Below are 23,962 nucleotides of genomic sequence, written 5' to 3' on the forward strand. Positions count from 1 at the left end.
AATATGACGAAGTGGGAAGTCATACTGTGGAATGATTTAAAAGGAAAGAACATGCTTGGGTTTAAAGTTCGGCGACAGTATGGGATAGACAATTTTGTGATAGACTTTTACTGTCCGGAATTGAAATTGGCAATTGAAGTTGATGGAGATGTACACGAATTCACTAGTAAAAAACTAAGTGATTCCAGGAAAAATGATTTACTCAAAGATGAAGGAATAAAGCTGATTAGGTTGAATAATTATGATCTTGAAGATGATTATGAAAGCATTGTTTTGTATTTGGAAGATATTTTTAAGGAAAGAGCGAGGAATATTGGTATTCCCTTGATAACAAAATACGAATAGAACCACCCCTAAATCCCCTCCTTGAGAAGGAGGGGACTTTTGAATCCCAAATTTGTTGAAATTTACAAACTATGAATAATCAAAAAGAAATAGTCATCGTTGCTGCAAAACGAACCCCATGTGGAAAGGCGAACAAAGGGTCGCTGCGATTTACCAGGCCGGATACTCTGATGGGAGAAATCATCAAGGATCTGCTGAAGCATTCGCCCGGCGTTGAACCTTCCATGATTGAGGATGTGATCGTGGGATGTGCGTTTCCGGAAGGGTCACAGGGAATGAACGTGGCTCGGCAAAGTGCGTTTTTAGGCGGGCTGCCTGATTCTGTGCCGGGAATGACTGTCAATCGCTTTTGCTCGTCCGGACTGCAAACGATTGCCATGGCTGCGGAGAGAATCCTGGCCGGGGGTGCTGAAATTCTGATTGCAGGCGGGGTGGAGAGTATGAGCCAGGTGCCAATGGGCGGCGTCTCATTTCAGCCCAATCCAACCCTGGCTGATGAGCGGCCTGAAGTATACATTAGCATGGGATTGACGGCGGAAAATGTGGCTGATAAATATGACGTGAGTCGTGAAGATCAAGATGAGTTTGCTCTAAAGAGTCATCAAAAAGCAGTAAACGCATGGGAAGAAGGGTATTTTGACGACCAAATTACGCCGGTTGAGGTGGTACACAAATACGTGGCGTCCAATGGGGAGATGGCTGAGGACAATTTCACGTTCAAGCAGGATGAAGGACCGAGAAAAGATACAAGCCTTGATGCTCTGAGCGGATTGAACGCAGCATTTAAGCAGGGCGGGAGTGTGACGGCTGGAAACTCTTCGCAGATGAATGATGCCGCTTCCGGCGTGATGGTGATGAGCCGAAAAAAAGCGGAGGAACTTGGGTTGACGCCGATGGCACGCTATCATGGATTTTCAGTTGCCGGCGTGGCCCCGGAAATTATGGGAATTGGTCCGGTTGAGGCGATTCCAAAAGTTCTTAAACAAACAGGACTGGAGCTGGACGATATCGATCTGATTGAATTAAATGAAGCATTCGCGGCGCAATCACTGGCTGTTATTCGTGAAGTTGGTCTGGATCAGGACAAGTTAAATATCAATGGCGGAGCGATTGCTATGGGGCATCCGCTGGGCTGCACCGGAGCTAAACTTACCACCCAAATCCTGCACGATCTTCAGCGCCTCGACAAACAGTTTGGTATGGTAACGATGTGCATCGGCGGCGGCATGGGGGCTGCCGGAATTTTTGAAAGATTATAGTATTGAGTCATGAGTAGTGAGTATTGAGATGATGTCAATCCCTGAATTAGCTTGACCGTTAGTTTTAAAATGGTGTAAGGATAAGAAAATCCCCTCTCGAGAGGGGACAGATCAATTCGCGTATAGTGAATTTGATCAGGGGTGTGTTGGTGGGGCTGGAGAACGGATATACATTCAAAACCTATATCAACGCTCCGTAAACACACCCCTCGCTCTAACGAATAGCACTGTGTGCTTTCGATATTCACTTTTCCCCTCTCGAGAGGGGATTATAAACTTCATCACTCAATTAGTTTCAAGTGACTAAAAAATCACCACTAAAAACTAAAATGCTATGTTCAAAGACAACACACTCGAAAATGACGTCATTCTCATCACAGGCGGCGGAAGCGGTCTCGGGCTTTCAATGGCCAAAAAGTTTGTTGACCTTGGAGCTGATATAGCCATCTGTGGCAGAACGGAAGAGAAATTGAAGAACGCAACAGAGAAACTGGCGGATTTTGGAACGAACGTTCGATGGTATCAGGTGGATGTGCGGGATTATGAAAAAGTCGGTGAGATGATCCGGCAAATTGTAGCAGATTTCAGAAAGATGACAGGACTGGTAAATAATGCCGCCGGTAACTTTTTGAGCACATCAGAAGACCTGTCACCTGGCGGGTTTAAAACTGTGGTCGATATTGTGCTTCATGGAAGTTTTAACTGCACCCACCATTTTGGAAACTACCTGATCGATTCTGAGTCTGACGGCAATATTTTGAATATTGTTACAACCTACGCTGAAGATGCAGGATCGGCATTTGTGCTTCCTTCAGCCTGCGGTAAAGCTGGCGTTTTGGCAATGACGCGATCACTGGCGTTTGAATGGGCTGAGTATGGTATTCGGCTCAATGCCATAGCACCGGGTCCTTTCCCTACCGAAGGGGCCTGGACACGTCTGTTTCCAGACGAGAAATTTGAGCAGCAGTATCTGAACAAAATACCGGCGGGCAGGTATGGAGAACACGAGGAACTGGCCAATCTTGCCGCGTTCCTGATGAGTGATATGGCGCCTTATATTACCGGAGAATGTGTTACGATAGACGGCGGTGAAAAGCTTTCAGGCGGACAGTTTAATTTTATTGATGGAATGATGGATCGTCAGAAATTGAAAGGCATGTTCAAGATGATGAAGGAGAAAGGCAAAAGTGAGAAGTGAAAAGGAAGTGAATTGATTAAAAAATGTTTTTCCCGGATTGATTGTTATTCTGCCTCATCAAAAGGAAAATTAAAATCGGATATATAATGAATATTACAGTTGTAGGTGCACACGGAAGTATCGCCCAGCTGCTCCATCCCAAACTTATAGAGTACGGACACAGCGTAAGGGGGATCATTCGAAAAGAGGAGCAGACAGACACTCTTGAAAAATTAGGAGCAGAACCTGTGGTAGAAGATATTGAACAATCACCGGACATTTCTGAGGCTGTCGGTAATGTCGACGCCGTTGTATTTGCTGCAGGTGCCGGGCCGGGGAGTGGTAAAGAACGAAAGTATACCGTAGATCGCGACGGTGCCATTAAGCTGATGCGCGCTTGTCAGGCAAATGGAATCAACCGCTATATTATGATCAGCGCAATGGGCCTCGACGAACCACGTGGAAACGAGGTATTCCAGGTGTATCAAAAAGCCAAAGCTGAGGCAGATGAAGCCCTGATCAACAGCGGGTTGAACTATACTATCATCAAACCCGGAAGGCTGACTGATGAAGAGGGAACAGGTCGAATAAAAGTAGGTGATCTTGAAGGAGGAGAGATACCAAGAGAAGATGTGGCGTCAGTCATAGCTGCATCGCTTGAAAATGAGTCGACCCATCGTCAATCGTTTGATCTTCTTTCAGGTGACCAACCCATTGAGAACGCTCTGAACCAGCTGGATTAGAATCTGAATATTGTTCGGATATAGCTTGTCACTCTGCTGCTCTTGCCACGAGGACACGTAAAGTAAAGGCAAAAAAAATCGCGACGTGTATTCCTGTCGATGTAAATTTTTCAAAGAAAAAAGGCGCTCTGAATAAATCAGGACGCCTTTTTTTGTTTGTTGAAAATAAATCTAAGTGTTAGTAGACTCAGATTTAGTTCACGACAATGTCGCCAACCATAGAGGGATGAAATTCACAAATGTATGCTGCAACCTGGTCCGCAAGTGCACCTGTCAGAGTAAATGAAATCGTACCCTCTTCATCGTCTAAGACTACATTCGCGTCAGCATCGTCTTGCAGACTTCCACTACCACCGGCAGCGATTAATACATTGTCATTACTATCAAGAAGTTGAAAGGGATGGTTCGCCGCTCCGAGATTTGTGATGGTGTATCTTAGTCCTTCTTCAAGTGTCAGTGTCGCATTGTCGACACCGATATCACCTGATGCACCTTCACCGTCGATTTCATCGATATTCCAGGCACTTGTACCAACATTATCTATTGTAATATTGGCTGATACCTCACCATCAGTAGGAATTCCACCACCGAGTGCTTCAGGAATCAGAACGGCGTCGATGATATGAATGACACCGTTTGTTCCAACAATATCTGCAATCTGAACAGTGGCGTCTCCGTTTATTGAAACAACTCCTTCTGAGACTTCGATAAGGATTTCTTCATCGTTATTCAGCGTCATAACTTGCTGTGATTGTGCAAGGTCACCTGACTCAACAGCAGTTGCGAGGACGTGGTAGAGCAAGGTATTCGTAACTTGATCACTGGTCAGAGTTTCAAGCGTTGAGCTTATCGCTTCAAATGCTGCATTTGTAGGTGCAAAGACCGTGTACTCTGCATCAGCATCGGCAAGAATTCCGGCAAGATTTTGCTGTGTAACCAAATCAACAAGCGTAGATAGCTCGTAACGCTTTACTGCATTATCAACTACGTTACCAAAGGCATCAGGCAAAAGCACTTGATCAACAGCGTGAATGACGCCATTTCTTGTCTCAACATCGGCTAAAAATACGCTACCCGTACCATTGACGGAAACTCCATCATTATCCAATGTGATAAAAAGGTCTGATCCGTTCAGTGCCGTTACTGTCTGTTCAGGCTGGAGCGCGGTTGATGGAACTTCACCATCCAGTACATGGTAGGTTAAAACGTCTGTTAATTGATCATCAGTGAGAGATTCAACAGTTTCAATCCCTAGATCTTCAAAAGCTGCATCAGAAGGGGCAAAAACTGTAAAGTCTCCGAGAAATTGCAGCGTGGTTGTAAGACCCGCATCTTCGATAGCTCCGAGAAGAATGGTGAAGTTTCCATTTTCCTGGGCTGTCTCAATAATTCCCGGTTCACGGAAAGCAGCCGGAAGCAGCACTTCATCCACTGCATGAATCACTCCGTTACTTGCAGAAATATCAGCTGATATGACGGATGTGCTGCCATTTATGGTTACTCCATTTGCATTGCTTTGTAGTAAAATTCGCTCTCCCTGTTCCGTAACAGCATCTTGCTGAGCAGAAATTTGATTAGACTCTACCGTTCCGGCAAGTACATGGTATAGAATTATTTCTGTAAGTTGCTCATCTGTAAGTTGATCGAGTAAACCATCGGGAAGGGCGTCGAATGCAGCATCAGTTGGAGCGAATACGGTTAGCTCTTCACTTTGTAGGGTCTCAGCAAGACCAAGATCAGTTGCTACTGTAAGAAGTGTGGTAAAATTACTAGCCTCTTCGGCTGTTTCAACAATATTTAGCTCTTGGTCGGTATCATCGGCCGTCGGAATGCCATCGTCATCGCTGCAGGAAGTTAAAAAAAATGCTGCGAAGATAGGTAAGATGACAAACAAACTTAGTCGTTTGATTAGTGTATTCATTATAAGAAAGATTTGTGGGGTTAAAGATTCTGATTGAATATGTAATCAACAAATTCATTTCAGTTGGGCTTATAACACGCCACAATGTTTAATTCGTTTCTTAATCTTTTAAAAAAATCTGCTCTAAAAAGAAATGCGTCTAAGTTAATGCGAAACAGATCGTTGGATTCGATTGAGAAGCGCAGGTATGATAGGGGAGAGAGTAGTATCCGGAAGGGGTTCGATAAAAATTTTCTTATAATTTCTTTTATCTGCCGTGCGATACAGATCATAGAGCGACTTTGCGAAATCCAAATAGTTGCCCTCAAAAGTTATGATGTTATCGTCGGTTATTTTCGGAGATTGAGTGTGGAAGATGTAAAGTGTATCAGGCTGATACGACCGTATTGATTCGATTGACGACATCCAGCTAACAGATGCGTTAGGTTTGTAATGAGAATACCGTGTTCCGGGACTGCGCCTAATCTGATTTTCGCCGGCTGGTTCTCGTAAAACTTTTATATCAAGCATATCCTCGATCTGATCGGCCGTTATTTTACCAGGTCGCAATATAGTGGGAATATAACCTGACAAATCAAGCACTGTACTCTCAAGCCCGATAGAGCACGGGCCGCCATCAATTACAGGAAGGTCGTCTCCAAAATCGAGTGTAATGTGTTCCGGCCTGGTAGGACTAGGGCGTCCTGATCGATTGGCGCTCGGGGCCGCAACAGGTCCTGTCTTCTTTATGACTGACAGGGCTTTAGGATGATCAGGCATCCGCAGTGCAACCGTATCTAGTCCGGCAGTGATGATGTCAAGAACGGAGGCTTTTTTGGAAAGAACAAAAGTCAGCGGCCCGGGCCAGAACCGGTCAATTAACTTGAATAGTATATCTGGCCTGTCATCAGTAAATGAAGCCACCTGGTTTATTTCAGCTACGTGTACAATCAGAGGGTTATCGGGCGGTCGTCCTTTTAGCTCAAAAATATGCCGTACGGCTTGAATATTTGTTGCATCAGCTGCAAGGCCATAAACCGTTTCGGTCGGTATCGCCACAACCTGTCCCTCACGAATCAGTTCTGCCGCTTTTTGCGCGCTGACGATCATGCCGTCACCTGCTCCTCTTGCTCTGCGTAGCGTGGGAGATTTTTCAGGAAGTCAAGTGCTGCGTTACCGTCTTCGATATCATGTATGACAAGCCGGACGGCATCTTTCTTCTGAATCACCTCAAAGGCATTTTCTTTCTTAGTTTCGATATCTTTGAGCAGCGTCTGGAAAAATCCTTCGCCATAAAGATGTTCGCCGGTTTTCGAACTGTTTTTGGGCATTTGCAGCCACATTCTGCCGGCACGTGTCGTTACTTTTTTGACAAGCCGCTGTGACGCTTCCACTTTAAGGCGGGTTGCCAGCAACAGGAATACGGTGCTTTCCGGCATCGGGCCGAAGCGGTCTTTAACCTCTTCTTCCCAGTCGTCAATCACTGATGATTGGTCGGCTTCACTAAGTTTTCTATAAAGATTGAGCCGCTCCACATTATCCGATACATACGTGTTTTCGATGTAAGCGGAGTGATCGAATTCGACCTGGGTATCGGGCAGATCCACAGGTCTTGGTTCGCTTGAAAACATTGAGCTAAATTCAGTCTCCTTGAGTTCGCGCACGGCGTCGTCCAGGATTTTAGTGTACATCTCAAACCCGATGTCGGTGATGAACCCGCTCTGTTCAGCACCCAGAATGTCACCGGCCCCGCGAATATCAAGATCACGCATGGCAATATTGAAACCTGACCCAAGATCGGAATGCTCTTCAAGTGCCGTCAATCGTTTTCTCGCATCTGCTGACAAATTTCGGATCGGCGGTGTAATAAGATAACAGTACGCTTTTCGGTTCGACCGTCCCACGCGTCCGCGCAACTGGTGGAGCTCCGACAGGCCAAAATGGTTGGCGTTATTGATGATAATCGTGTTGGCGTTGGCAATATCAATCCCGTTTTCCACGATGTTGGTGGATACCAGCACATCAAACTTATGATGATAGAAATCATGAATAATCTTTTCCAGGCTCGACGGTTTCATCTGCCCGTGCGCCGTTCGGATGCGGATATTTGGCACCAGTTCCCGTATCATCTCCGTGATTTCATTGATGTTCTTCACACGGTTATTTATAAAGAAAACCTGGCCGCCTCGCGTGACTTCCTGCAGGATTGCCTCCCGAATCAGTTCCGGATCCATGCTGTGGATTTCCGTGTAGACCGGCTGTCGGTTAGGCGGCGGAGTGTTGATGATGCTCAGGTCACGGGCGCCCATCAGGGAAAACTGAAGCGTTCTTGGAATGGGTGTGGCCGTCATGGTCATCACATCCACGGAGGCGCGAAATCTTTTCAGTTTCTCTTTTACAGAGACACCAAACCGCTGTTCCTCATCGATAACCATCAAACCAAGATCCTTGAAATTCACGTCTTTGGAAACAATGCGGTGCGTGCCGATTAGAATATCGACTTTACCGGCTTCCAGATCCTTGATGATCTGTTTTTGCTCAGCCGCGGTTCTGAAACGTGACAGAGATTCCACCACAACCGGAAAGTCTTTCATTCTTGCCTGGAATGTTTTTGCGTGCTGATCGGCCAGAATAGTCGTTGGCACAAGCACCGCCACCTGCTTCTGATCCATCACCGCCTTAAACGCCGCACGGATGGCAACCTCTGTTTTTCCAAATCCCACATCACCGCAAACTAATCGGTCCATAGGCTGGGTTGACTCCATATCACGTTTGACTGCCTGGATGGATTCCATTTGATCGGGCGTCTCTTCATATTCAAACCGGGCTTCCATCTCCATTTGCCAGGAGTTATCATCAGAAAATGAGTAAGCCTCCATGGCTTTTCTCTTGGCGTATAGCTGGATCAGCTCCCGTGCTATATCTTTTACTTTTTTGCGGGTCGTGGCTTTTTTGCGAGCCCACTCGCCCGAACCAAGTTTTGTTATCCGGGGTTGTTTCCCCTCTTTTCCTGAATATTTCTGAAGCTTGTGCAGGCTTGATACATTCACGTAGAGGATCGAATCATCCTTATAGCGCAGCACGGCCGCTTCCTGAACCGTTTTTCGAACGTTGATCTTTTTAAATCCTGCAAACGTTGCGATCCCGTAATCCACATGAACCACATAATCGCCCACGTTCAGATCTTTCAGCTCTTTCATTGAAATACCGCCGCGAACCTGCTTGCGCTTCACTTTCGGGCGGTGGTAGCGGTTGAAAATCTCGTGATCGGTTAAAACGGCCAGGTGCTGATCGGGCAGAATAAACCCCTCGTGGAGTGATTGTACCGCCAGCAGATACTCAAAATCATCAGAAGGTTCTCCAAGGAGTTCATCAAACCGCTCTTTCTGATTTTCGTGATTGCACAAGATGATCGTTCGAACGCCACTGGCAGACTGCTCTTCAATGAACGATCTCAAAATCTTGAAACTTCCGTTAAACGACGGATGCGGTGAGCTGTTAATCTCAACCGTCAGTTTAGTACTGATGGAGTTATTAAGGGAGCCGGTTGTAAGCAAGGGAAAATTATCCAGTGCCTTATTCCATTCATCAACAGTAAGGAACTCGTCTTTTGGCGGGTTGATGGTGTCGTCATCAAGTTTTTCAAATTGTTCGTCGGCTTCCTCCAGGAACTCTTCAATCATGTCTGCAAAAAGATCAGCTTTTTCCAGAACCAGCACTGATTTTTTCGGAAGATAGGTAATGAGGCTCTCTTTCGCCTCCTCGGTCGAAAATGCGGCGTTCGGCACAATACGGGCGTGATTCAAAAAGGCGACAGACCGCTGAGAATCGGGATCAAATTCACGGATAGTATCCACCTCGTCACCAAAAAATTCAATGCGCAGCGGGTATTCGCCGGAAAATGGAAAGATGTCGAATATTCCGCCCCGAACGGCAAACTCTCCCGGCGCACCGACGAATCGTTCGGTTGTATATCCCTGGTCGGTCAGTCGTTCGGAGAGTTTTTCAGGGGAGAGAACCATTCCCTTTTCAATCATCAGCGATGCGCCGGAAAACTGTTCAGGGGGCACAAGTTTTTCGAAGATTGCTTCCATCGGGGCCACCACGAATTTGGCTTCTCCAAGCTGAATTTTTTCCAAAACCTCCGAGCGCTGCACCATCGTTGATGTATCTACTATTTTCTGCAGATCGTAGGGTTTACGTCGGGTGGGGGGAAACAAAAAGACGCCATCGGCACCGACCTGTTCAATATCTGAAGCGATTGCGGCCGACCGCTCGTAATCTTCCGCAAGAATCAGCAGTGTGTCGAATGAAGATTCAAGTTCCTGGAATAGAAATGCAGGTGCGGAGCCGTTAAACTGTTTGAGCTTCACGTTACTTCCGCCCGCCAGTTCCTCCCTTACCTGCTTTAAATCGATCTCTTTTTTGAGTGCGTTTTGTATATGTTCAATCATAAAATCTATAAAATATTGGCGGTGATGCTGTCAGAGATGCATACCTACCGTTCGAGTAAAGAGGAGCCGGTAATCCATCGTTCGTTTACAAAACCAAAGAGCAAGCAGATAATTCCTGAAAAAAGCCAGGGAGCATAGAGATCTTCGTAGTCTCGGTAGATTATTTCTTCTATTTCTGTGGTTTCAAGCTCGTCTATTTCTCCATAAATCTCGCTGAGCTCTTCTGTGGTTGTGGCCCTGAAATAGCGTCCGCCGGTCATTTGGGCAATTTCCTGAAGCATTTCTTCATCAATATCTACCGATACATTTTGATAGCGGCGGCCAAACACCGGATCGTCAACGGGGTAGGGGGCCGTTCCGCGTGATCCTACACCCATCGTGTAAACTTTGATCCCATAAGACGCAGCCAGTTCACCTGCAGTTAGCGGATCAATTTCACCCGCGTTGTTCATCCCATCAGTGAGCAGGATCACAACCCGGCTTTCCGCCTCGCTGTCCCGCAGACGATTGAGAGATGTGGCCAGTCCCACACCAATGGCGGTCCCGTCACGAACCATGCCCATATCGATTGTTTCGAGCATCTCAATGGCCAGGTCATGATCGATAGTGGGAGGGACGACTGTAAAACTCTCGCGGGCAAACACCCCGATTCCAATTCTGTCGTTATCCCGGTTTTGAATGAACTCAGCCACAATCTGTTTGGCGGCAATCAGGCGGTTAGGCTCCAGGTCTTCAGCCCGCATGGACGTTGAAATGTCAATGCTCATCATAATATCAATGCCCTCTACATACTGTTCAACCGTTGTATTTTGCAGCTGCGGACGTGCAAGTGCCGTCACAAAAAGCGCGAAGGCTCCCATGTAGAAAAGCGGGGTCAGCCAGACGAGCTTCGCCCGATAGTTGCCCGGCAGATCGTCCAAAACCGATGTTGAGGAAAAGGCGATTGAAGCCCTCTTTCCTGTAAAATGTTTCCAAACGAAATAGCCGATGTAAAACGGCAGGATCGCCAATAACCAAAAATATTCAGGATTTGCCCAGCTCATTGTTCAAATTCCTGTTTGAGTTCCTGTTGTTCTTCAATGTGTGTTTGCCTGAGCGCTTCCTGCTCTTCGTTGTGCTGATATTCAAGGTATTCAACCCGGTCGATATCAACTGAACGCGCGGTTTCAAGGAAGTCAAGCCCTGTTCGAATGGCATCAGACACTTGGTCAGATGCGGGGTTGAATTTCGCGAATTTAACCATATCGGCATCGCGCAGCACTTTTTTAACGTCACGAATTAACTCTGATGATGCCCGTTCCCGCTGAAGTTCACGAATAATTTCGCCGGTCGTCATTTCAAGCGCAGGGAAATCGTAAACGCGTTTTAGATAGCGCCTGATGGAGTCTGCCAGGCGAACATAAAATGCTTCAAATTCGTCTCTGTCGGATGGAGAGGGTCCACTCTGCAGGGCTACAATATCTTTCTCCAGTTCATCCAGAGGATTAATAAATTCTTCTTCGCGGAATGTTTCGGGTATGAAAGTGTCTCGTTTTGCACGCTCTTTTAAATACCGGGCAATGGCAACACCAAGAATAATCAGCAGAATCCCCAAAAGAATAAAAGGCCAGTATGACCGGGCAAAATCAAAAATAGGTTTTAATGGCCGTAACTCCTCTTCCTGTGATGTCAGCGTTGATTTGAAAAATAGCGGTATTCGGCTGGTTCTGAGAGTTGTATCGCGGTTAGACACCCTGAGATTGAATTCGAGTGGATCGATTACAAGATCTTCAACTCCAAAATACTGGAGCCTGTAGACAATGCTGTCTCTGTTGGCAGCGGCCTGGTACCTTTCCCTGGACAACAATTCCAACTCGTCAGAAAAGTCAGTTGAATCGGGATAACTTTGAAGCGAGTAATTTCCTTCAAGAACAACAGATACGTTGATCATGTCTCCAACTCGAACTGAGTCAGCATCAACAATGGTGTGAATTTGTTGCGCGTGAATCAGGCCCGGGCCAACCGGTATCAAAAATAATAAAACAAAAAATTTTATCGCGATGGATCGTTTTATTGACCCCGGAAGCAAATGAAGTAGAAATTTGAAATTCAAAATAAAGTCGTAGGGAGATAGTGACAGTTAAGATTAGCAAATGACAGAACAGTCAAATATCGTGGAATTAATTGGGAATCGGTAACTGTTTATAAAGTCTTAAGTACAGCAACAAAACGTTGCTACACAATTCTATTCTATTGCCATGTGTATATCTTATTGAAACGTGGCTCTGATAGATATAATTTAATGTATAGGATTTCAACGCGTTCAAAAATTAATTATTGAGTCATTCAAGAATCAATTTTTTTATGAATACCGTGGATAAAATCCTATTATGATCAAAACTGTGTTACCATCAAAATACTGCTTTTAGGAATGCCAATGCAAGTTCGAACACCTCTGATATTCACTATAGTATGTGTGGCAGTTTTTGCCATTGCAATTTTTTTAGTGGGTTACTCCAACGGATCTGTCATCAAAGATAATGAAGATCCGTTTCTGATAACCCTGGAAAGCGTAAAAGAAATAGAGCCCCTTCCTGCCCGGGATCGCTATGGATTTGAAAAAGGGATTTACGAATTTGAAGAACATGAGATTAAGAAAAATGAAAGTCTCTACATAATACTGCGGCGCTACGATATATCTCCTCAACAAATTTATCAGATTCAGCAAGAGTCGAAAGGTGTTGCCAACCTTAATCGCATGGTACCCGGACAGCGCTACAGAGTTTACTTTAAAGACAACCAGCCGGTATCTTTTGTCTGGCACCAGGAATTGACGCGCTATATAACGGTTGACTGGCAGAATGAATACAGAGTTGGGACTGGCGAAATACCAATTCGGTTTGTGACAAAAGAAGCTTCCGGTATCATCAGAAGTTCGTTATACGAAACAATCGTAGCTCAGGGGCACTCGCCGTACCTGGGATCAGAGCTTGCAGGAGTTTTTGCCTGGCAGGTTGATTTCTTTGCACTCCGGAGTGGTGATCATTTTAAAGTGATTTATGAAGAGCGTTATGCAGGTGATGAGTTTGTTGGTATTGGTGATGTGAAAGCCGCGGAATTTCAGCACCGCGGAGAAACTCACCAGGCATTCTTTCTTAACCATGAGGAGCGCAGGGGATATTTTGATGAGGACGGCAATAGTCTCGAAAAAGAATTGTTAAAAGCGCCATTTCGATATAGTCAGCGAGTAAGCTCAGGATTTTCAAGAAACAGGTTTCACCCTATTTTGAAAAGAAACAGACCGCACTATGGAACCGATTATGCGGCACCGACCGGAACGCCGATACTTGCTGTAGGTGAAGGAATTGTTACGGAAGCACAGCGCAGAGGCGGCAATGGAAATATTGTACAAATACGCCACAGCGGTTCTTACCGCACTGCGTATCTCCATATGAATGGATTTGCTCCCGGTATTCGAAAAGGCGTAAAAGTTGAACAGGGACAGGTAATAGGATATGTGGGCCAAACGGGACTCGCAACAGGACCACACCTCTGCTACAGAATGTATGTGAACGATCGCCCCATTAATTCTGTGTCCGCAGACCTCCCCGCATCAGAATCACTTGAAGAATCATTGATGCCAGATTTCCAGAGAGTGGTGGATCGTTACCGCAGTTTGCTTGATGCGCTGAATTTCAATGAAAAAGTAGCGGGCTTGGAGGAGAATATAAACTCAGAACGCGCATCACTCTAAGTCAGTTTGTATTTCTAAACTAATGATATCTCTTAGAGCCAGTACATAACTTAAAGGATGTCATCCCGTACTCGATACGGGATCTCGAGTCATTGATATAATTGGGAGATACCGCATCGAAGTCCGGTATGACGGGATCGATTCTAAAGTTCTTTTTTGATCACCCTTTTTGGATAGCCTCTGACTAATGATTCTCAGCGTCTGTGTATGCGTCTCTGGAAAAAGTTAATCAGCGGTTTTACGTACGATTGGTTGGTTTTCAGACTGACTGAATCCATCTTGTTTTTTCTGAAATACTCACGCAACTCGTGTTCCTGCTCAAGACGCCTTGTCTTGTAAGCCAGGCGAACTTTTTTACTTGATGTATCCACCAGTTTTTGCCGGCCGGTTTCGGCATCCTTCAGGCTGATCAAGCCTGCATCAGGCAGCTCATCTTCAAATTCATCATGAATGACAAGATTGACCAGATCATGTTTCCGGTTGGTAATTTTATGCTGTTTTTGAAAATGATCGTCCTGGAAATCTGAGGCTAACACAATTATTGAGCGTCTGTTAAGCAGCCTGTTCAGGTAGGAGAGAGCTTCCCCAATATCTGTTTTCTGTCCTTCGGGCCTTGTAACGTAGAGTTCCCGGATGAGCCTGAGAACGTGAGTACGCCCTTTTTTGGGCGGAATAACTTTTTCGATTGTATCGCTAAAAAGAACCATGCCAACCTTATCACCATTTTTGATGGCGCTGAACGCGATAACTGCACAAACCTCGATAGAGAGTTCCATCTTAGTCTGGCTGTGGCTGCCAAAAAATCCGCTTGGAGATATATCAACGCAAAGCATAAGTGTTTGCTCACGCTCTTCCTCGAAAATTTTAATATAGGGCTCATCGTTTCTCGCGGTCACATTCCAGTCTATCAGGCGCACATCATCCCCGAAGGTATAGGCGCGGACCTCGGAAAATTCCATTCCGCGCCCTTTAAACGCCGATTGGTATTCACCTCCAAACAGGTTATTGACGAGGCCTTTTGTCTGTATTTCAAGCTTTTTAATTTTTGAAAGGATCTCTTTGGATATCATGCAGCTGGTGTTTCAAATACATCATTTAGTTTATTAACTGACGATAGTTTGTGATGCAAACAAATTTACCGACGAATGAAAAGTAGCTTTCTGAGGATCATTTTCCAACTTCATCAGAAAATTGAAAACGTGCACCGCCCAATTGTTAACATTACCATAATTCTGGCTTAACATGTAGGTAAGGTTTGATTTGAACATTGTCGTACATCAAACCACATACATATGTTGATTGGATCCGATTTTAATAGACGGTGTGAAAAGATTCTTATGACAGCCGGGCGTGAGTCAGGTTTCGAAGCAGAGAAAAAAATACCTGTCGAAGCGCTGGCGGAAACGTTAAAAATGGATCGGGTTGAAATCCGGAACCTGTTTCAATATATGATCGATCTTCAGTTCATCAAGGCAGAATCTATCGGTGGTCCCTCGCTGTATGGACATATTTCTTTAACCAAAAAGGGACTTCTTAAGGTTAAATCATTGATGAATAGTTCCGGCAAATAAGGCTAAACTGCACTTCTACTAGTCACCAAAGTTCAACTGACAAAGCCGCACTTTTAAATATTCTATTCTTTCAAGAACTTCTCGAAATAGAATGATTTGTTACGCGAACTCATGCTTTTTCAAATCTAATCTAAATGCTCCAAAAGAGTCAACAGTTTGGGGTTATGAATCAGGTTCTTATGTTTAAAAAAGCGCTTACAAAATAAATAGATTAGATTTACAACATAATTTGAAATCGGTAAACAAACCCTGTTAAATACGCTAAAAATTTCTACCTTTCGCCCCAAGAATTGAATGGATAAACACTCTTAGATTAACAGATATGATTATTGGAGTTCCTAAGGAAATTAAGACCCACGAAAACAGAGTATCACTTCTGCCGGGCGGCGCTTTGCAGTTTAAACGAAACGGCCACCGCGTGCTTGTTGAAAAGGGTGCCGGCGAAGGAAGCGGATTTTCTGACCAGGCGTATATTGATGCCGGAGCAGAAATTCTTACAGATATCGACAAACTGTGGGAACAATCGGATATGATTATGAAGGTGAAAGAGCCGATTGAACCTGAGTATTCAAGAATCCGCGAAGGGCAGATTTTATTTACATATCTGCATTTTGCGGCAAGCAAAGAGCTTACGGAAGCCGTAGTTGAATCGAAATGTATCGCTATTGCCTATGAAACGGTTGAAAAATCGGATCGATCGCTTCCCCTGTTAATACCTATGAGTGAAGTTGCCGGACGTATGTCAGCCCAGGAGGGGGCGAAGTATCTCGAGAAGCCCATGGGCGGACGCGGTGTGCTGATGGGCGGCATCCCAGGCGTGCCTGCTGCAAATGTAGCCGTACTTGGCGGAGGCGTTGTGGGTGTGAATGCTGCAAAGATCGCGGCCGGAATGGGAGCAAAAACTACGATTTTGGACATTAATATTCCCCGGCTTCGCTACCTGGATGACGTGATGCCGAAAAATGTATCTACACAATTTTCCAATGAGGCAAATATTCGTGATATGCTGCCCCGGGTAGATCTCGTGATCGGCGGCGTGCTGAAACCAGGTGCGAAAGCTCCGCATCTTGTTACAAGAGATATGCTGTCGCTGATGAAGCCCGGCAGTGTAGTTGTAGATGTGGCCATTGATCAGGGCGGATGCTTTGAAACATCAAAGCCAACTACTCATGATAATCCAGTATATGAGGTCGATGATATTGTGCATTACTGTGTAGCCAATATGCCGGGTGCTGTGCCGTACACGTCTACGCTTGGCCTAACGAATGTAACGCTTCCCTATGCTGTGCAGCTTGCAAATCATGGCTGGAAAAAAGCAATGAAAGCAGACCCCGAACTTTTGAAAGGGTTGAATATTGCAAATGGTGAGGTTGTGTACAAAGACGTCGCTGAAGCATTTGACATGGAGTATACTCCGGTTGAAGAAGTATTTTAAAGTATCTGACCCACGCCCCTTCAGTCTCTACTTCTTCCGCCGAAAGGCACGCCTCATGGAGGGGAGAGGAAGTGGATCGGAAATCGGAAATCAAAAATCTCACAAATCGCCAAATCAAAAATCACTGTCCGTTTGAGCAGCAATTTTGGGTCGCTGCTCTCTCAAGGAACCCATCCCTGCGCTGGAGTGGAGTAAAAAAACCTGAGGCTGTCCAAAAAGGGTGTTTAATAAAGAACTTCATAATCAAAAAGTCATGCCGGATTCTGATCCGGTATCTCCTGCCCATATCAAAGATTGGAGATCTCGTATCCCCCGTATAAGGGATCCCATTGGAAAAGTACGGGATGACACCCTTTTTGGACAGCCTCATAACCTCCAAAGCGCCTGCTGCAGGCAGGACAGCGACGAGGCAGAGGTAGGTTTGTGGGGCCGGCGAATCGTGTCCTGCCACGGAACCCACCCCTGTGCACCAAAAGTCTCGCTTCGCGATCTTTTGTCACGCTGTCCCCTCCGGTGGATGGGAGGTATCGATCCCAAATAAAACACGTTTGCAATTTTTTAAGAGCGTGAGAAAAAAGACAACTCATTTCCCGAACTTCTGTCTTCCCAACAATCGAATCTCTCAACTAAATTGAATCTCCATGCAGTGGTTAATTATTTTATGTATTGTTTTATCTGGCGTTTTTCCGTTCCAAAAGTATTCCGATCAGGTAAACACTGATCCAAAAGAGCAGGTTGAAAAAATGATTGGGGACTTTTTTGAAAGTATGCGTAACTCAGATGCTGCCGATATGAGATCATTTCTTACTGAAAGCGCTACTCTGAAAACAGTTGTATCAGGAGAACAGGGCAGCACGCATCTTCGTCAGACTGAAATCTCTGCTTTTATGAACAGCGTTATTAATTCTGAAGCAGGTTCACTTGATGAGCAACTTACATCGTTCACAGCTCATGTAGATGGTAACCTGTCAACTGCCTGGATGGACTACAGTTTTTACTACAACGGGGAGTTCAGTCACTGCGGCGTGAATACGATGAATCTGATTCAAACAGAAAGTGGCTGGAAAATCTTTTCGATCGTTGATACCCGCCGGCAGGAAGGGTGTTGACTTTTAGATTTTTGTCTAGTGTTATGTCAATTCTCATTTGTCGCATAAAGACCTGACAGCATTCCCGGTGCTTTTCCAGACTTCTGTCAGCGTCAAAAACCAACGCTGTCAGATCCGGTAGGTGCTGACAGGTTGCTTGCATGCGGCACCTTAACCTTGACACGAAACCAGATGTGATGATTCTCAGATATAATCGAATGGTTTTACAGAAGAAATAATACACATCATCTATCCACGAAATGGAAATCAGGCGGCCCCATTCGTTTTACCATAATGACAGCATCATTAGACTCCGGGATATCCCATGCGTGATGCATACTACCGGGAGTTACAACATATCCACCTGGCTCAAGATCGTACACTTTGTCTCCAAGTGTAAACGTAAGATTGCCGCGGATTACAGAAACGTATTCATCATGCGTATGCCAGTAGAGATCAAAAAATCCACCGGTTGGAAATCATCCATAGTAGCTTATGCCACCCGTGTTCGGGTCAGTTGACTGCAGTGAGGTTCGCGTGCCGGCAGGGGCAATGCTTCAATCGCCTGGTTCTTCCCACTCAACGTTTTCAAGATTAACAGCAAGTGGATTAGGGTGGATCGATTCAAGCGAGCAGCTAAGAAGCAATAAGATCAAAGGTGAGAGAAGTAGTAGTCGGATCATTGCTAATTCTGGGGGTACGGGTTAAAGTCAGTTTGACTTTTATCAAGTCAATCTCGTCAACTTTTAGGGAGTCTACAATTTCAAAATCGTCTCTATCAATATTTATACATATTCAGATCAGTGAATCAGCCAAATAGCAGAAAATATATTTATTATATATTTATAGTCATTTAAAATCTGCGTAAAATAAAATTAGATTTTATACTCTTGTCTTTTGAATGATAGTCGGAAAAACCGGGGAGATCATTCAGTATATAAGTCGCTTACCTAAACGTATGAACACTATAACCTCACTACTATGAAAGCACAATTACTATTAATTGGCCTGCTCATCTCGGTACTTACTACTACGGCATTTTCGCAAGATCGCAGCCAATCGTCAATCAAGGCATTGCCGGATCATCCACTTTTGAAGATTCTGACTACTCTTGATAAAGCCTCAGGTCCTCAAAAAATGTACAAAACAGCAAACGACGCTTTTCAACTTAATACGGTTGAACAGCAGGTGCGAAATGAGGAAAATTGGATCCCTTTCCAGAAAACCGATAATACATATCAATCCGGAAACCGGGTTGAGAGTAACGGATATTTTACTTCAGAACTTGGTGGTAGCTGGGAATTGGACAGCAGAGAAATATATACCTATGAAAGTGACCTGCTTGTCTCGAATGTCTACCTGAGTATAATGGAAAATGAACCTGTATCGGGCGATCGTACTTTGATCACTTACCAGACTAGTGCTGGTGTAACTCTGCCGGAAGTAATTACATATCAATACAGGGATGGTGGGGATGAGGAGCCCTGGGTGAATGAGGACCGAACGACAATCCAGGTAGATAATGGTAATATCGTGGGTGGAACCTATGAGGAGTGGGATATTGACAGCTGGACATTGGTCGACCGGTTTACACTCGAAGAGATAAATGGTGATCTTGTAGAGACGACTGAAATGTACGATGAGTTCTCTGAAAGCTGGATCAATTATGAGCAGTATGTGTATTCAAATATAACGGCATCTGATTTATACGAGGAATTTTTCAGTTTAATCGATCAGATAGATGATGGTAAATCGCTCTATATATTGTCTTTACTGCCCGATTATACAGCCTATGAGTGGGTTGAAGACGGCGAAAATGGTTCATGGGTAGCTACTGAACGTCAGATTAAATCACCTTCAGATCAGCTTGAGTATGGCGCGACTTCAGCTGTCATGACATCAGTTGAGTTTAGTACCGGAGTGCCTGACGAATGGATGATCGCGTATCAAGCCATTGTGGGATTTGATGACAGTGAAGTCCCAACCGGATTGACATTCTATTCGACTTTTGATGAAGAAGAATCCATGGAACTTCAGATGGTTTTCAGTGAGCAGTACCTCTATAACAATGATAATCTGCTCACAGAAGTACTAAAGTTCGGAAGCTGGGATAATTTTTTCTTTAAGGCAGCTCAGCATATGCACGCAACCGGTCGCGCTGTACTTACCTGGAGTGATGTAAATACATCCATCGGCACTGATGAGCTATCACTGAATTTCAGGCTGAATCCTGCTTATCCAAACCCGTTCAACCCGTCGACGGTTATTCCGTTCCAAACGGCAACAGCTGCCGATGTAACCATTCAGGTATTTGATATGCTGGGTCGTAATGTGGCAACGCTGGTAGATGAGTTTATGACAGCCGGCAATCACACCGTACAGTTTGATGCATCCGGACTGTCGAGTGGCGTCTATTTGGTCCGTTTGAATGGTGCCGGTGTTCAGCAAACAAGAAGCGTGTCTTTAATCAAGTAGATAAACCAGTATCCGTAAAATCAACAGATAGTAACTGGTAATAAAAAAACCCGGATGATATATGATCAGCCGGGTTTGTTTTTTTAAATGGTTTTAAAAGCGAGATTATCGCTCTTCAACTGGTGTCCAGTCCAGGTTTTTCTCGGCGATGTACAGCGCACGGGGACGTACAAGTCTGTTATTCTCGTCTTGCTCTATATAATGTGCTGTCCAGCCTGACACGCGGCTCATTGCAAATATACAGGTGAACAAATCAGGTTTGATGCCAAGAGAGTAATATACCGTGGCGGAAAAGAAATCAACATTAGGATCGATATCTTTCTCATCCTTCATTGTTTTCAGAATCGCCTCTGACCACTCATAAAGTGTTTCGTGTCCCGTCTCTTCAGAAAGGCTTTTCGACATATCTCTGAGCAACCGGGCTCTCGGATCAAACGTCTTATAAACGCGGTGACCGAAGCCCATTATTTTTTCTTTATTGGACAGTTTCTTCTTGGTAAACTCAACGGGATCAGCCGTATCAGGATCTTCCTCGAGTTCAAGCAGCATATTCATCACCTGAGTATTGGCTCCGCCGTGAAGCGGTCCTTTCAGTGCCCCGATAGCTCCGGTAACGGCAGAAAACATATCGGATTGAGTTGAGCAAATGGCACGGCCGGTAAACGTGGACGCATTCATTCCGTGCTCTGCATGGAGAATCAGGCAGAGATCCATCGTTTTTTCAGCTTGTTCTCCTGGTTTTTCACCATTCAGCATATACAGAAAGTTAAACGCTGTGCTGCCTTCATCAAGCGGTTCTACCATTTCTTTTCCATCGCGTGATCGTGCAAATGCTGCGACAATTGTTGGCATTTGCGCCGCCATGGCAATAGCAGCATCGGTATTACTTGAACTATCCTCAAAATCAGCCAGCATGGAAACAGCCGTTCTCAGTACAGCCATGGGTTCAGCTTGTTTGTTGGTAGACTTGATGTAGTTGATTACCGGCTGAGGTAGCTTTCGCTGGCCCACCATTTTGTCGTTTAGCTCATCCAGTTCTTTTTTATTTGGCAGGCGGTCATTCCACAACAAGAAACATACCTCTTCGAACGTTGCGTTTTCTGCAAGAGTGTCGATGTTGTACCCTGAATAGATCAGCTCTCCCTTTTGCCCGTCAATGAAACTCTTTGTGGTAGAGAACGCTACGATTCCCTCAAGTCCCTTGTTGATATGTGGATATTCGCTTAAGTCTATGTTTTCCAAGTTTTGTTTGGCCATATTACTGTCCGTAAATTTTGATTTCTTAGTTGCTGCCTCTGCAAGTATATTAGTCAGTTTACCGTTCCAGCGGTCAAACGGGATTCAGTTTTTCGAGTGGGTACACTCCTTGAACAGAGACGTTCAATTCATCTTTAAAAAAATACAAAAATAGTGGCTCTTTTAGAAGCGCTATTCACCGTAATGTGCCCGATGAAATGATCGGGGTAGAGGTTTAATTATTTTTACAAGCTTCCGCTAAGTTTGGCTTCATTCCAGTAGCGGTCCATCTCTTCAAGATCGGCCTGCTCGAGCGTTCTATCCTGATTTTTAAGCTTCTTTTCGATATATCTGAACCGATGGTCAAACTTTTTGTTGGCCTTTCGCAGGGAGTCTTCCGCATTGAGGTCTAACAAGCGACCCACATTAACCAGGCTAAACAGAAGATCCCCGAATTCGTCGGCCTGTTCCTCTTTGTTTTGTTGATCAACCGCTTCGCGCCACTCGTCGATCTCTTCGTTTAGTTTCTCCCAGGCGAGTGTCCACTCGGCCCAGTCGAAGCCTACATTTGCTGCTTTCTCCTGCATGCGGTGTGCTTTGATGAGGCCTGGCAGGTGAGCCGGAATGCCATCAAGTATTGAACTGCGTCCCTCAGTTAGTTTGATGGACTCCCAGTTTTCCGCCACCTCTTTCTCACTTTTAACCACGGTATCAGAAAAAATATGAGGATGACGGCGGATAAGCTTTTCTGATATTCTGTAAATCACATCGCCGATATCAAAATTATTTTTTTCATCCGCCATTTTGCTGTGAAACACTACATGTAGCAACAGATCGCCCAGCTCGCGGGACAGCTCGTCGTAATCATCGTTTTCTATCGACTCAACGGCTTCATACGCCTCTTCTATTAAATTTTCTTTGATGGAGTGATGCGTCTGTTTCCGGTCCCAGGGACACTCTTTTCTTAGAATGGCAACAAGTTCAAGGAAATCAGAAAAATCGCGGCTGGGTTTGATGTGGGTGTAGTCCATTTTCAGTATTCAGTTTGTCAGTTAATCAGTGGGTCAGTGAGCCAGTAATCAGTGTGTCAGTGAAGGAAAAGTTTATGCCGAGTTAATTTACAAACCTGTGTAATTTTTCAATTTACGCAGCTTACCATCATTTTTAGTTGATTCTTTATTAACCAAATGCCAAAAACTATCTCCATATACTGATAACCGACAACTGTACACCGACATACTGTTCACTGCCACACTGAGAACTGATAACCGTAACTAAGTTTTTCTTTTCTTCTTTTCAGCGGCAGGGAAGAGGATGTTATTTAAAATAAGGCGGTAACCGGGGCTGTTCTTGTGAAGGTTGAGATCAGTTGGCGGATCACCTACACGATGAGTGTAATCTTCGGGATCGTGGCCGGCATAAAACGTAAATGTGCCCTGACCGTAATTTCCATGCAGATATTTAACCTGGTCGCGTCCGGCTGACTCTGCAAGCTTCACGACATTGTTTTTTACCTTATCAGCCCGAAAGGCAGTTGTCTGGCCATAAAAACCGGGGATGCTGCTCACATGATTTTGAGTAAGCATGGCGGGCACCGGGTCCCATTTAGCAGAGAAATCAAACAGAGTAAAATAATCAAGGCTTTCGCTGATGCGGTTCAGATCAACTTCCACATCAATATTCCCATGTCGATAAACAAATGGGTCTGTAACCACGGAAAAATTGGCAAAGGCAAAGGTATTGTCAAAATCGAGGCGTTCATTGGCATTGGGATCAACCGGGTCGCCGTCTATTTCAGTTGGAACAATGTCGTGATCGTGAGCCGCAAGGGCGATATCGAACGTGTTGGTTCCGGAACACATCGCAAATAGAAAACCACCGTTACCGATGTATTCTTTCACATTCTGAACCACGTTCAGCTTAAGCTGGCTTACTTTGTTATACCCAAACTTCGCTGCCAGATCCTGCTGTTGATTCACCTGCGCAATATACCACGGGGCAGTTCTGTAGGTGCCGTAAAACTTTCCGAACTGGCCTGTGAAATCTTCGTGGTGCAGATGCAGCCAATCATATTGGTCAAGATCGCCATTCAGGACCTCTTCATCATAAATTTTGTCATAGGGCACTTCCGCATAATCGAGAGCAAGCGTAACAGCATCATCCCAGGGCATAGCGTCTGCCGGCGTATAAACCGCAATGGAGGGCACCTTTTCCAGATTTACAACAGCCATATTTGCGTTTGGCTGTTCCACTTCGCTAATGATCCGTGCTGCTTCGCTTTCCGAAATCAATTCTATTGAGACACCTCTCACGCGGCTCTTCCTGACAATATCTCCTGCTTGTGTTGTTATAAAACTTCCGCCCCTATAGTTAAGCAGCCACTGACCTGATTGGTTCTCTCCAAGATGGTTGAAAACCACGCCATACGCTTTCAGGTGATCGCTTTGGCTGGCATCCATAGGGATTAACACTCGATCCTGTGCTTGCAGTGAAAACGTGGCAGAAAGAAATAACATCGAAAAAAACAGGAATATGAGTCTCATTAT

At 45.0% G+C, this 23,962-nt stretch carries 20 protein-coding genes and 1 pseudogene; 10 read left to right on the forward strand and 11 right to left on the reverse strand.

Annotated elements, in window-relative coordinates:
• Positions 1-3 precede the first annotated feature (3 nt).
• The 4 genes from AABW11_RS05425 (at position 4) to AABW11_RS05440 (ending at position 3,524) form a co-directional block, all read left to right on the forward strand.
• Entirely contained in the window at positions 4-345 is a 342-nt protein-coding gene (locus AABW11_RS05425) for an endonuclease domain-containing protein (RefSeq protein ID WP_445263742.1), read from the forward strand.
• Between the two features lie 71 nt (positions 346-416).
• Positions 417-1,604 (forward strand): thiolase family protein, encoded by a 1,188-nt coding sequence (locus AABW11_RS05430; RefSeq protein WP_340103772.1) that lies wholly within the window; start codon positions 417-419, stop codon positions 1,602-1,604.
• 334 nt (positions 1,605-1,938) lie between these two features.
• A complete protein-coding gene (locus AABW11_RS05435; protein WP_340103773.1) occupies positions 1,939-2,802 on the forward strand; it encodes an SDR family oxidoreductase in 864 nt (287 codons plus the stop codon).
• Between the two features lie 86 nt (positions 2,803-2,888).
• Entirely contained in the window at positions 2,889-3,524 is a 636-nt protein-coding gene (locus AABW11_RS05440; RefSeq protein WP_340103774.1) for an SDR family oxidoreductase, read from the forward strand.
• 193 nt (positions 3,525-3,717) lie between these two features.
• Here AABW11_RS05440 and AABW11_RS05445 read toward each other — a convergent pair whose 3' ends face one another.
• The 5 genes from AABW11_RS05445 to AABW11_RS05465 form a co-directional block, all read right to left on the reverse strand.
• Entirely contained in the window at positions 3,718-5,445 is a 1,728-nt protein-coding gene (locus AABW11_RS05445; protein WP_340103775.1) for a fasciclin domain-containing protein, read from the reverse strand.
• 144 nt (positions 5,446-5,589) lie between these two features.
• A complete protein-coding gene (locus AABW11_RS05450; protein ID WP_340103776.1) occupies positions 5,590-6,534 on the reverse strand; it encodes an L-threonylcarbamoyladenylate synthase in 945 nt (314 codons plus the stop codon).
• Positions 6,531-9,878, reverse strand: coding sequence for a transcription-repair coupling factor (mfd, locus tag AABW11_RS05455; RefSeq protein WP_340103777.1), 3,348 nt, complete (start codon positions 9,876-9,878; stop codon positions 6,531-6,533). The genes AABW11_RS05450 and mfd overlap by 4 nt, the downstream gene beginning before the upstream one ends.
• 44 nt (positions 9,879-9,922) lie before the next feature.
• Positions 9,923-10,921 carry a vWA domain-containing protein gene (locus tag AABW11_RS05460; RefSeq protein WP_340103778.1) on the reverse strand — a complete coding sequence of 333 codons (999 nt, stop codon included), beginning with the start codon at positions 10,919-10,921 and terminating at the stop codon, positions 9,923-9,925.
• Positions 10,918-11,889 (reverse strand): hypothetical protein, encoded by a 972-nt coding sequence (locus AABW11_RS05465; protein WP_340103779.1) that lies wholly within the window; start codon positions 11,887-11,889, stop codon positions 10,918-10,920. Before AABW11_RS05465 ends, AABW11_RS05460 begins: the two co-directional genes overlap by 4 nt.
• Before the next feature lie 399 nt (positions 11,890-12,288).
• Between AABW11_RS05465 and AABW11_RS05470 the strand changes: the two genes are divergently transcribed.
• Positions 12,289-13,611 (forward strand): M23 family metallopeptidase, encoded by a 1,323-nt coding sequence (locus AABW11_RS05470; protein WP_340103780.1) that lies wholly within the window; start codon positions 12,289-12,291, stop codon positions 13,609-13,611.
• A 194-nt stretch (positions 13,612-13,805) separates the two neighbouring features.
• Here AABW11_RS05470 and AABW11_RS05475 read toward each other — a convergent pair whose 3' ends face one another.
• A complete protein-coding gene (locus AABW11_RS05475; protein ID WP_340103781.1) occupies positions 13,806-14,681 on the reverse strand; it encodes a DUF58 domain-containing protein in 876 nt (291 codons plus the stop codon).
• A gap of 267 nt (positions 14,682-14,948) precedes the next feature.
• Here AABW11_RS05475 and AABW11_RS05480 point away from each other — a divergent pair, with 267 nt between their 5' ends.
• The 4 genes from AABW11_RS05480 (at position 14,949) to AABW11_RS05495 (ending at position 17,726) form a co-directional block, all read left to right on the forward strand.
• Positions 14,949-15,182: a hypothetical protein gene (locus AABW11_RS05480; protein ID WP_340103782.1), complete on the forward strand. Its 234-nt coding sequence runs from the start codon at positions 14,949-14,951 to the stop codon at positions 15,180-15,182.
• A 322-nt stretch (positions 15,183-15,504) separates the two neighbouring features.
• Positions 15,505-16,617 (forward strand): alanine dehydrogenase, encoded by a 1,113-nt coding sequence (gene ald, locus AABW11_RS05485; protein ID WP_340103783.1) that lies wholly within the window; start codon positions 15,505-15,507, stop codon positions 16,615-16,617.
• Positions 16,618-16,870: 253 nt separating this feature from the next.
• Complete coding sequence (locus AABW11_RS05490) at positions 16,871-17,158, forward strand: hypothetical protein (protein WP_340103784.1); 288 nt, start codon at positions 16,871-16,873, stop codon at positions 17,156-17,158.
• A 100-nt stretch (positions 17,159-17,258) separates the two neighbouring features.
• Complete coding sequence (locus AABW11_RS05495; protein ID WP_340103785.1) at positions 17,259-17,726, forward strand: nuclear transport factor 2 family protein; 468 nt, start codon at positions 17,259-17,261, stop codon at positions 17,724-17,726.
• 224 nt (positions 17,727-17,950) lie between these two features.
• On the opposite strand, the pseudogene AABW11_RS20095 reads toward AABW11_RS05495, so the two are convergent.
• Positions 17,951-18,169, reverse strand: a pseudogene (locus AABW11_RS20095) (cupin domain-containing protein); the annotation flags it as partial.
• 93 nt (positions 18,170-18,262) lie between these two features.
• Complete coding sequence (locus tag AABW11_RS05500) at positions 18,263-18,388, reverse strand: hypothetical protein (RefSeq protein WP_340103786.1); 126 nt, start codon at positions 18,386-18,388, stop codon at positions 18,263-18,265.
• Between the two features lie 298 nt (positions 18,389-18,686).
• On the opposite strand from AABW11_RS05500, the gene AABW11_RS05505 reads away from it, so the two are divergent.
• Positions 18,687-20,180 (forward strand): T9SS type A sorting domain-containing protein, encoded by a 1,494-nt coding sequence (locus AABW11_RS05505; RefSeq protein ID WP_340103787.1) that lies wholly within the window; start codon positions 18,687-18,689, stop codon positions 20,178-20,180.
• 105 nt (positions 20,181-20,285) lie between these two features.
• Here the strand turns inward: AABW11_RS05505 and AABW11_RS05510 are convergent, their stop codons facing one another.
• The 3 genes from AABW11_RS05510 to AABW11_RS05520 form a co-directional block, all read right to left on the reverse strand.
• Positions 20,286-21,437, reverse strand: a complete 1,152-nt coding sequence (locus AABW11_RS05510; protein ID WP_340103788.1) for a citrate/2-methylcitrate synthase — start codon at positions 21,435-21,437, stop codon at positions 20,286-20,288.
• Between the two features lie 224 nt (positions 21,438-21,661).
• A complete protein-coding gene (gene mazG / locus AABW11_RS05515; protein ID WP_340103789.1) occupies positions 21,662-22,447 on the reverse strand; it encodes a nucleoside triphosphate pyrophosphohydrolase in 786 nt (261 codons plus the stop codon).
• Between the two features lie 243 nt (positions 22,448-22,690).
• Positions 22,691-23,959: an asparagine synthetase B gene (locus tag AABW11_RS05520; RefSeq protein WP_340103790.1), complete on the reverse strand. Its 1,269-nt coding sequence runs from the start codon at positions 23,957-23,959 to the stop codon at positions 22,691-22,693.
• Positions 23,960-23,962: the final 3 nt, after the last annotated feature.

This window comes from Rhodohalobacter sp. 8-1 (genome assembly GCF_038150125.1).
Taxonomy (GTDB): Bacteria; Bacteroidota; Rhodothermia; order Balneolales; family Balneolaceae; genus SW132.

What these genes read in the sequence shown, in the direction of transcription:
- AABW11_RS05425 (WP_445263742.1), top strand. Translation starts at nt 4, where the DNA reads ATGACGAAGTGGGAAGTCATACTGTGGAATGATTTAAAAGGAAAGAAC.
- AABW11_RS05430 (WP_340103772.1), top strand. Translation starts at nt 417, where the DNA reads ATGAATAATCAAAAAGAAATAGTCATCGTTGCTGCAAAACGAACCCCA.
- AABW11_RS05435 (WP_340103773.1), top strand. Translation starts at nt 1,939, where the DNA reads ATGTTCAAAGACAACACACTCGAAAATGACGTCATTCTCATCACAGGC.
- AABW11_RS05440 (WP_340103774.1), top strand. Translation starts at nt 2,889, where the DNA reads ATGAATATTACAGTTGTAGGTGCACACGGAAGTATCGCCCAGCTGCTC.
- AABW11_RS05445 (WP_340103775.1), bottom strand. Translation starts at nt 5,445, where the DNA reads ATGAATACACTAATCAAACGACTAAGTTTGTTTGTCATCTTACCTATC.
- AABW11_RS05450 (WP_340103776.1), bottom strand. Translation starts at nt 6,534, where the DNA reads ATGATCGTCAGCGCGCAAAAAGCGGCAGAACTGATTCGTGAGGGACAG.
- mfd (WP_340103777.1), bottom strand. Translation starts at nt 9,878, where the DNA reads ATGATTGAACATATACAAAACGCACTCAAAAAAGAGATCGATTTAAAG.
- AABW11_RS05460 (WP_340103778.1), bottom strand. Translation starts at nt 10,921, where the DNA reads ATGAGCTGGGCAAATCCTGAATATTTTTGGTTATTGGCGATCCTGCCG.
- AABW11_RS05470 (WP_340103780.1), top strand. Translation starts at nt 12,289, where the DNA reads ATGCCAATGCAAGTTCGAACACCTCTGATATTCACTATAGTATGTGTG.
- AABW11_RS05475 (WP_340103781.1), bottom strand. Translation starts at nt 14,681, where the DNA reads ATGATATCCAAAGAGATCCTTTCAAAAATTAAAAAGCTTGAAATACAG.
- AABW11_RS05480 (WP_340103782.1), top strand. Translation starts at nt 14,949, where the DNA reads ATGACAGCCGGGCGTGAGTCAGGTTTCGAAGCAGAGAAAAAAATACCT.
- ald (WP_340103783.1), top strand. Translation starts at nt 15,505, where the DNA reads ATGATTATTGGAGTTCCTAAGGAAATTAAGACCCACGAAAACAGAGTA.
- AABW11_RS05490 (WP_340103784.1), top strand. Translation starts at nt 16,871, where the DNA reads ATGCCGGATTCTGATCCGGTATCTCCTGCCCATATCAAAGATTGGAGA.
- AABW11_RS05495 (WP_340103785.1), top strand. Translation starts at nt 17,259, where the DNA reads ATGCAGTGGTTAATTATTTTATGTATTGTTTTATCTGGCGTTTTTCCG.
- AABW11_RS05500 (WP_340103786.1), bottom strand. Translation starts at nt 18,388, where the DNA reads ATGATCCGACTACTACTTCTCTCACCTTTGATCTTATTGCTTCTTAGC.
- AABW11_RS05505 (WP_340103787.1), top strand. Translation starts at nt 18,687, where the DNA reads ATGAAAGCACAATTACTATTAATTGGCCTGCTCATCTCGGTACTTACT.
- AABW11_RS05510 (WP_340103788.1), bottom strand. Translation starts at nt 21,437, where the DNA reads ATGGCCAAACAAAACTTGGAAAACATAGACTTAAGCGAATATCCACAT.
- mazG (WP_340103789.1), bottom strand. Translation starts at nt 22,447, where the DNA reads ATGGACTACACCCACATCAAACCCAGCCGCGATTTTTCTGATTTCCTT.
- AABW11_RS05520 (WP_340103790.1), bottom strand. Translation starts at nt 23,959, where the DNA reads ATGAGACTCATATTCCTGTTTTTTTCGATGTTATTTCTTTCTGCCACG.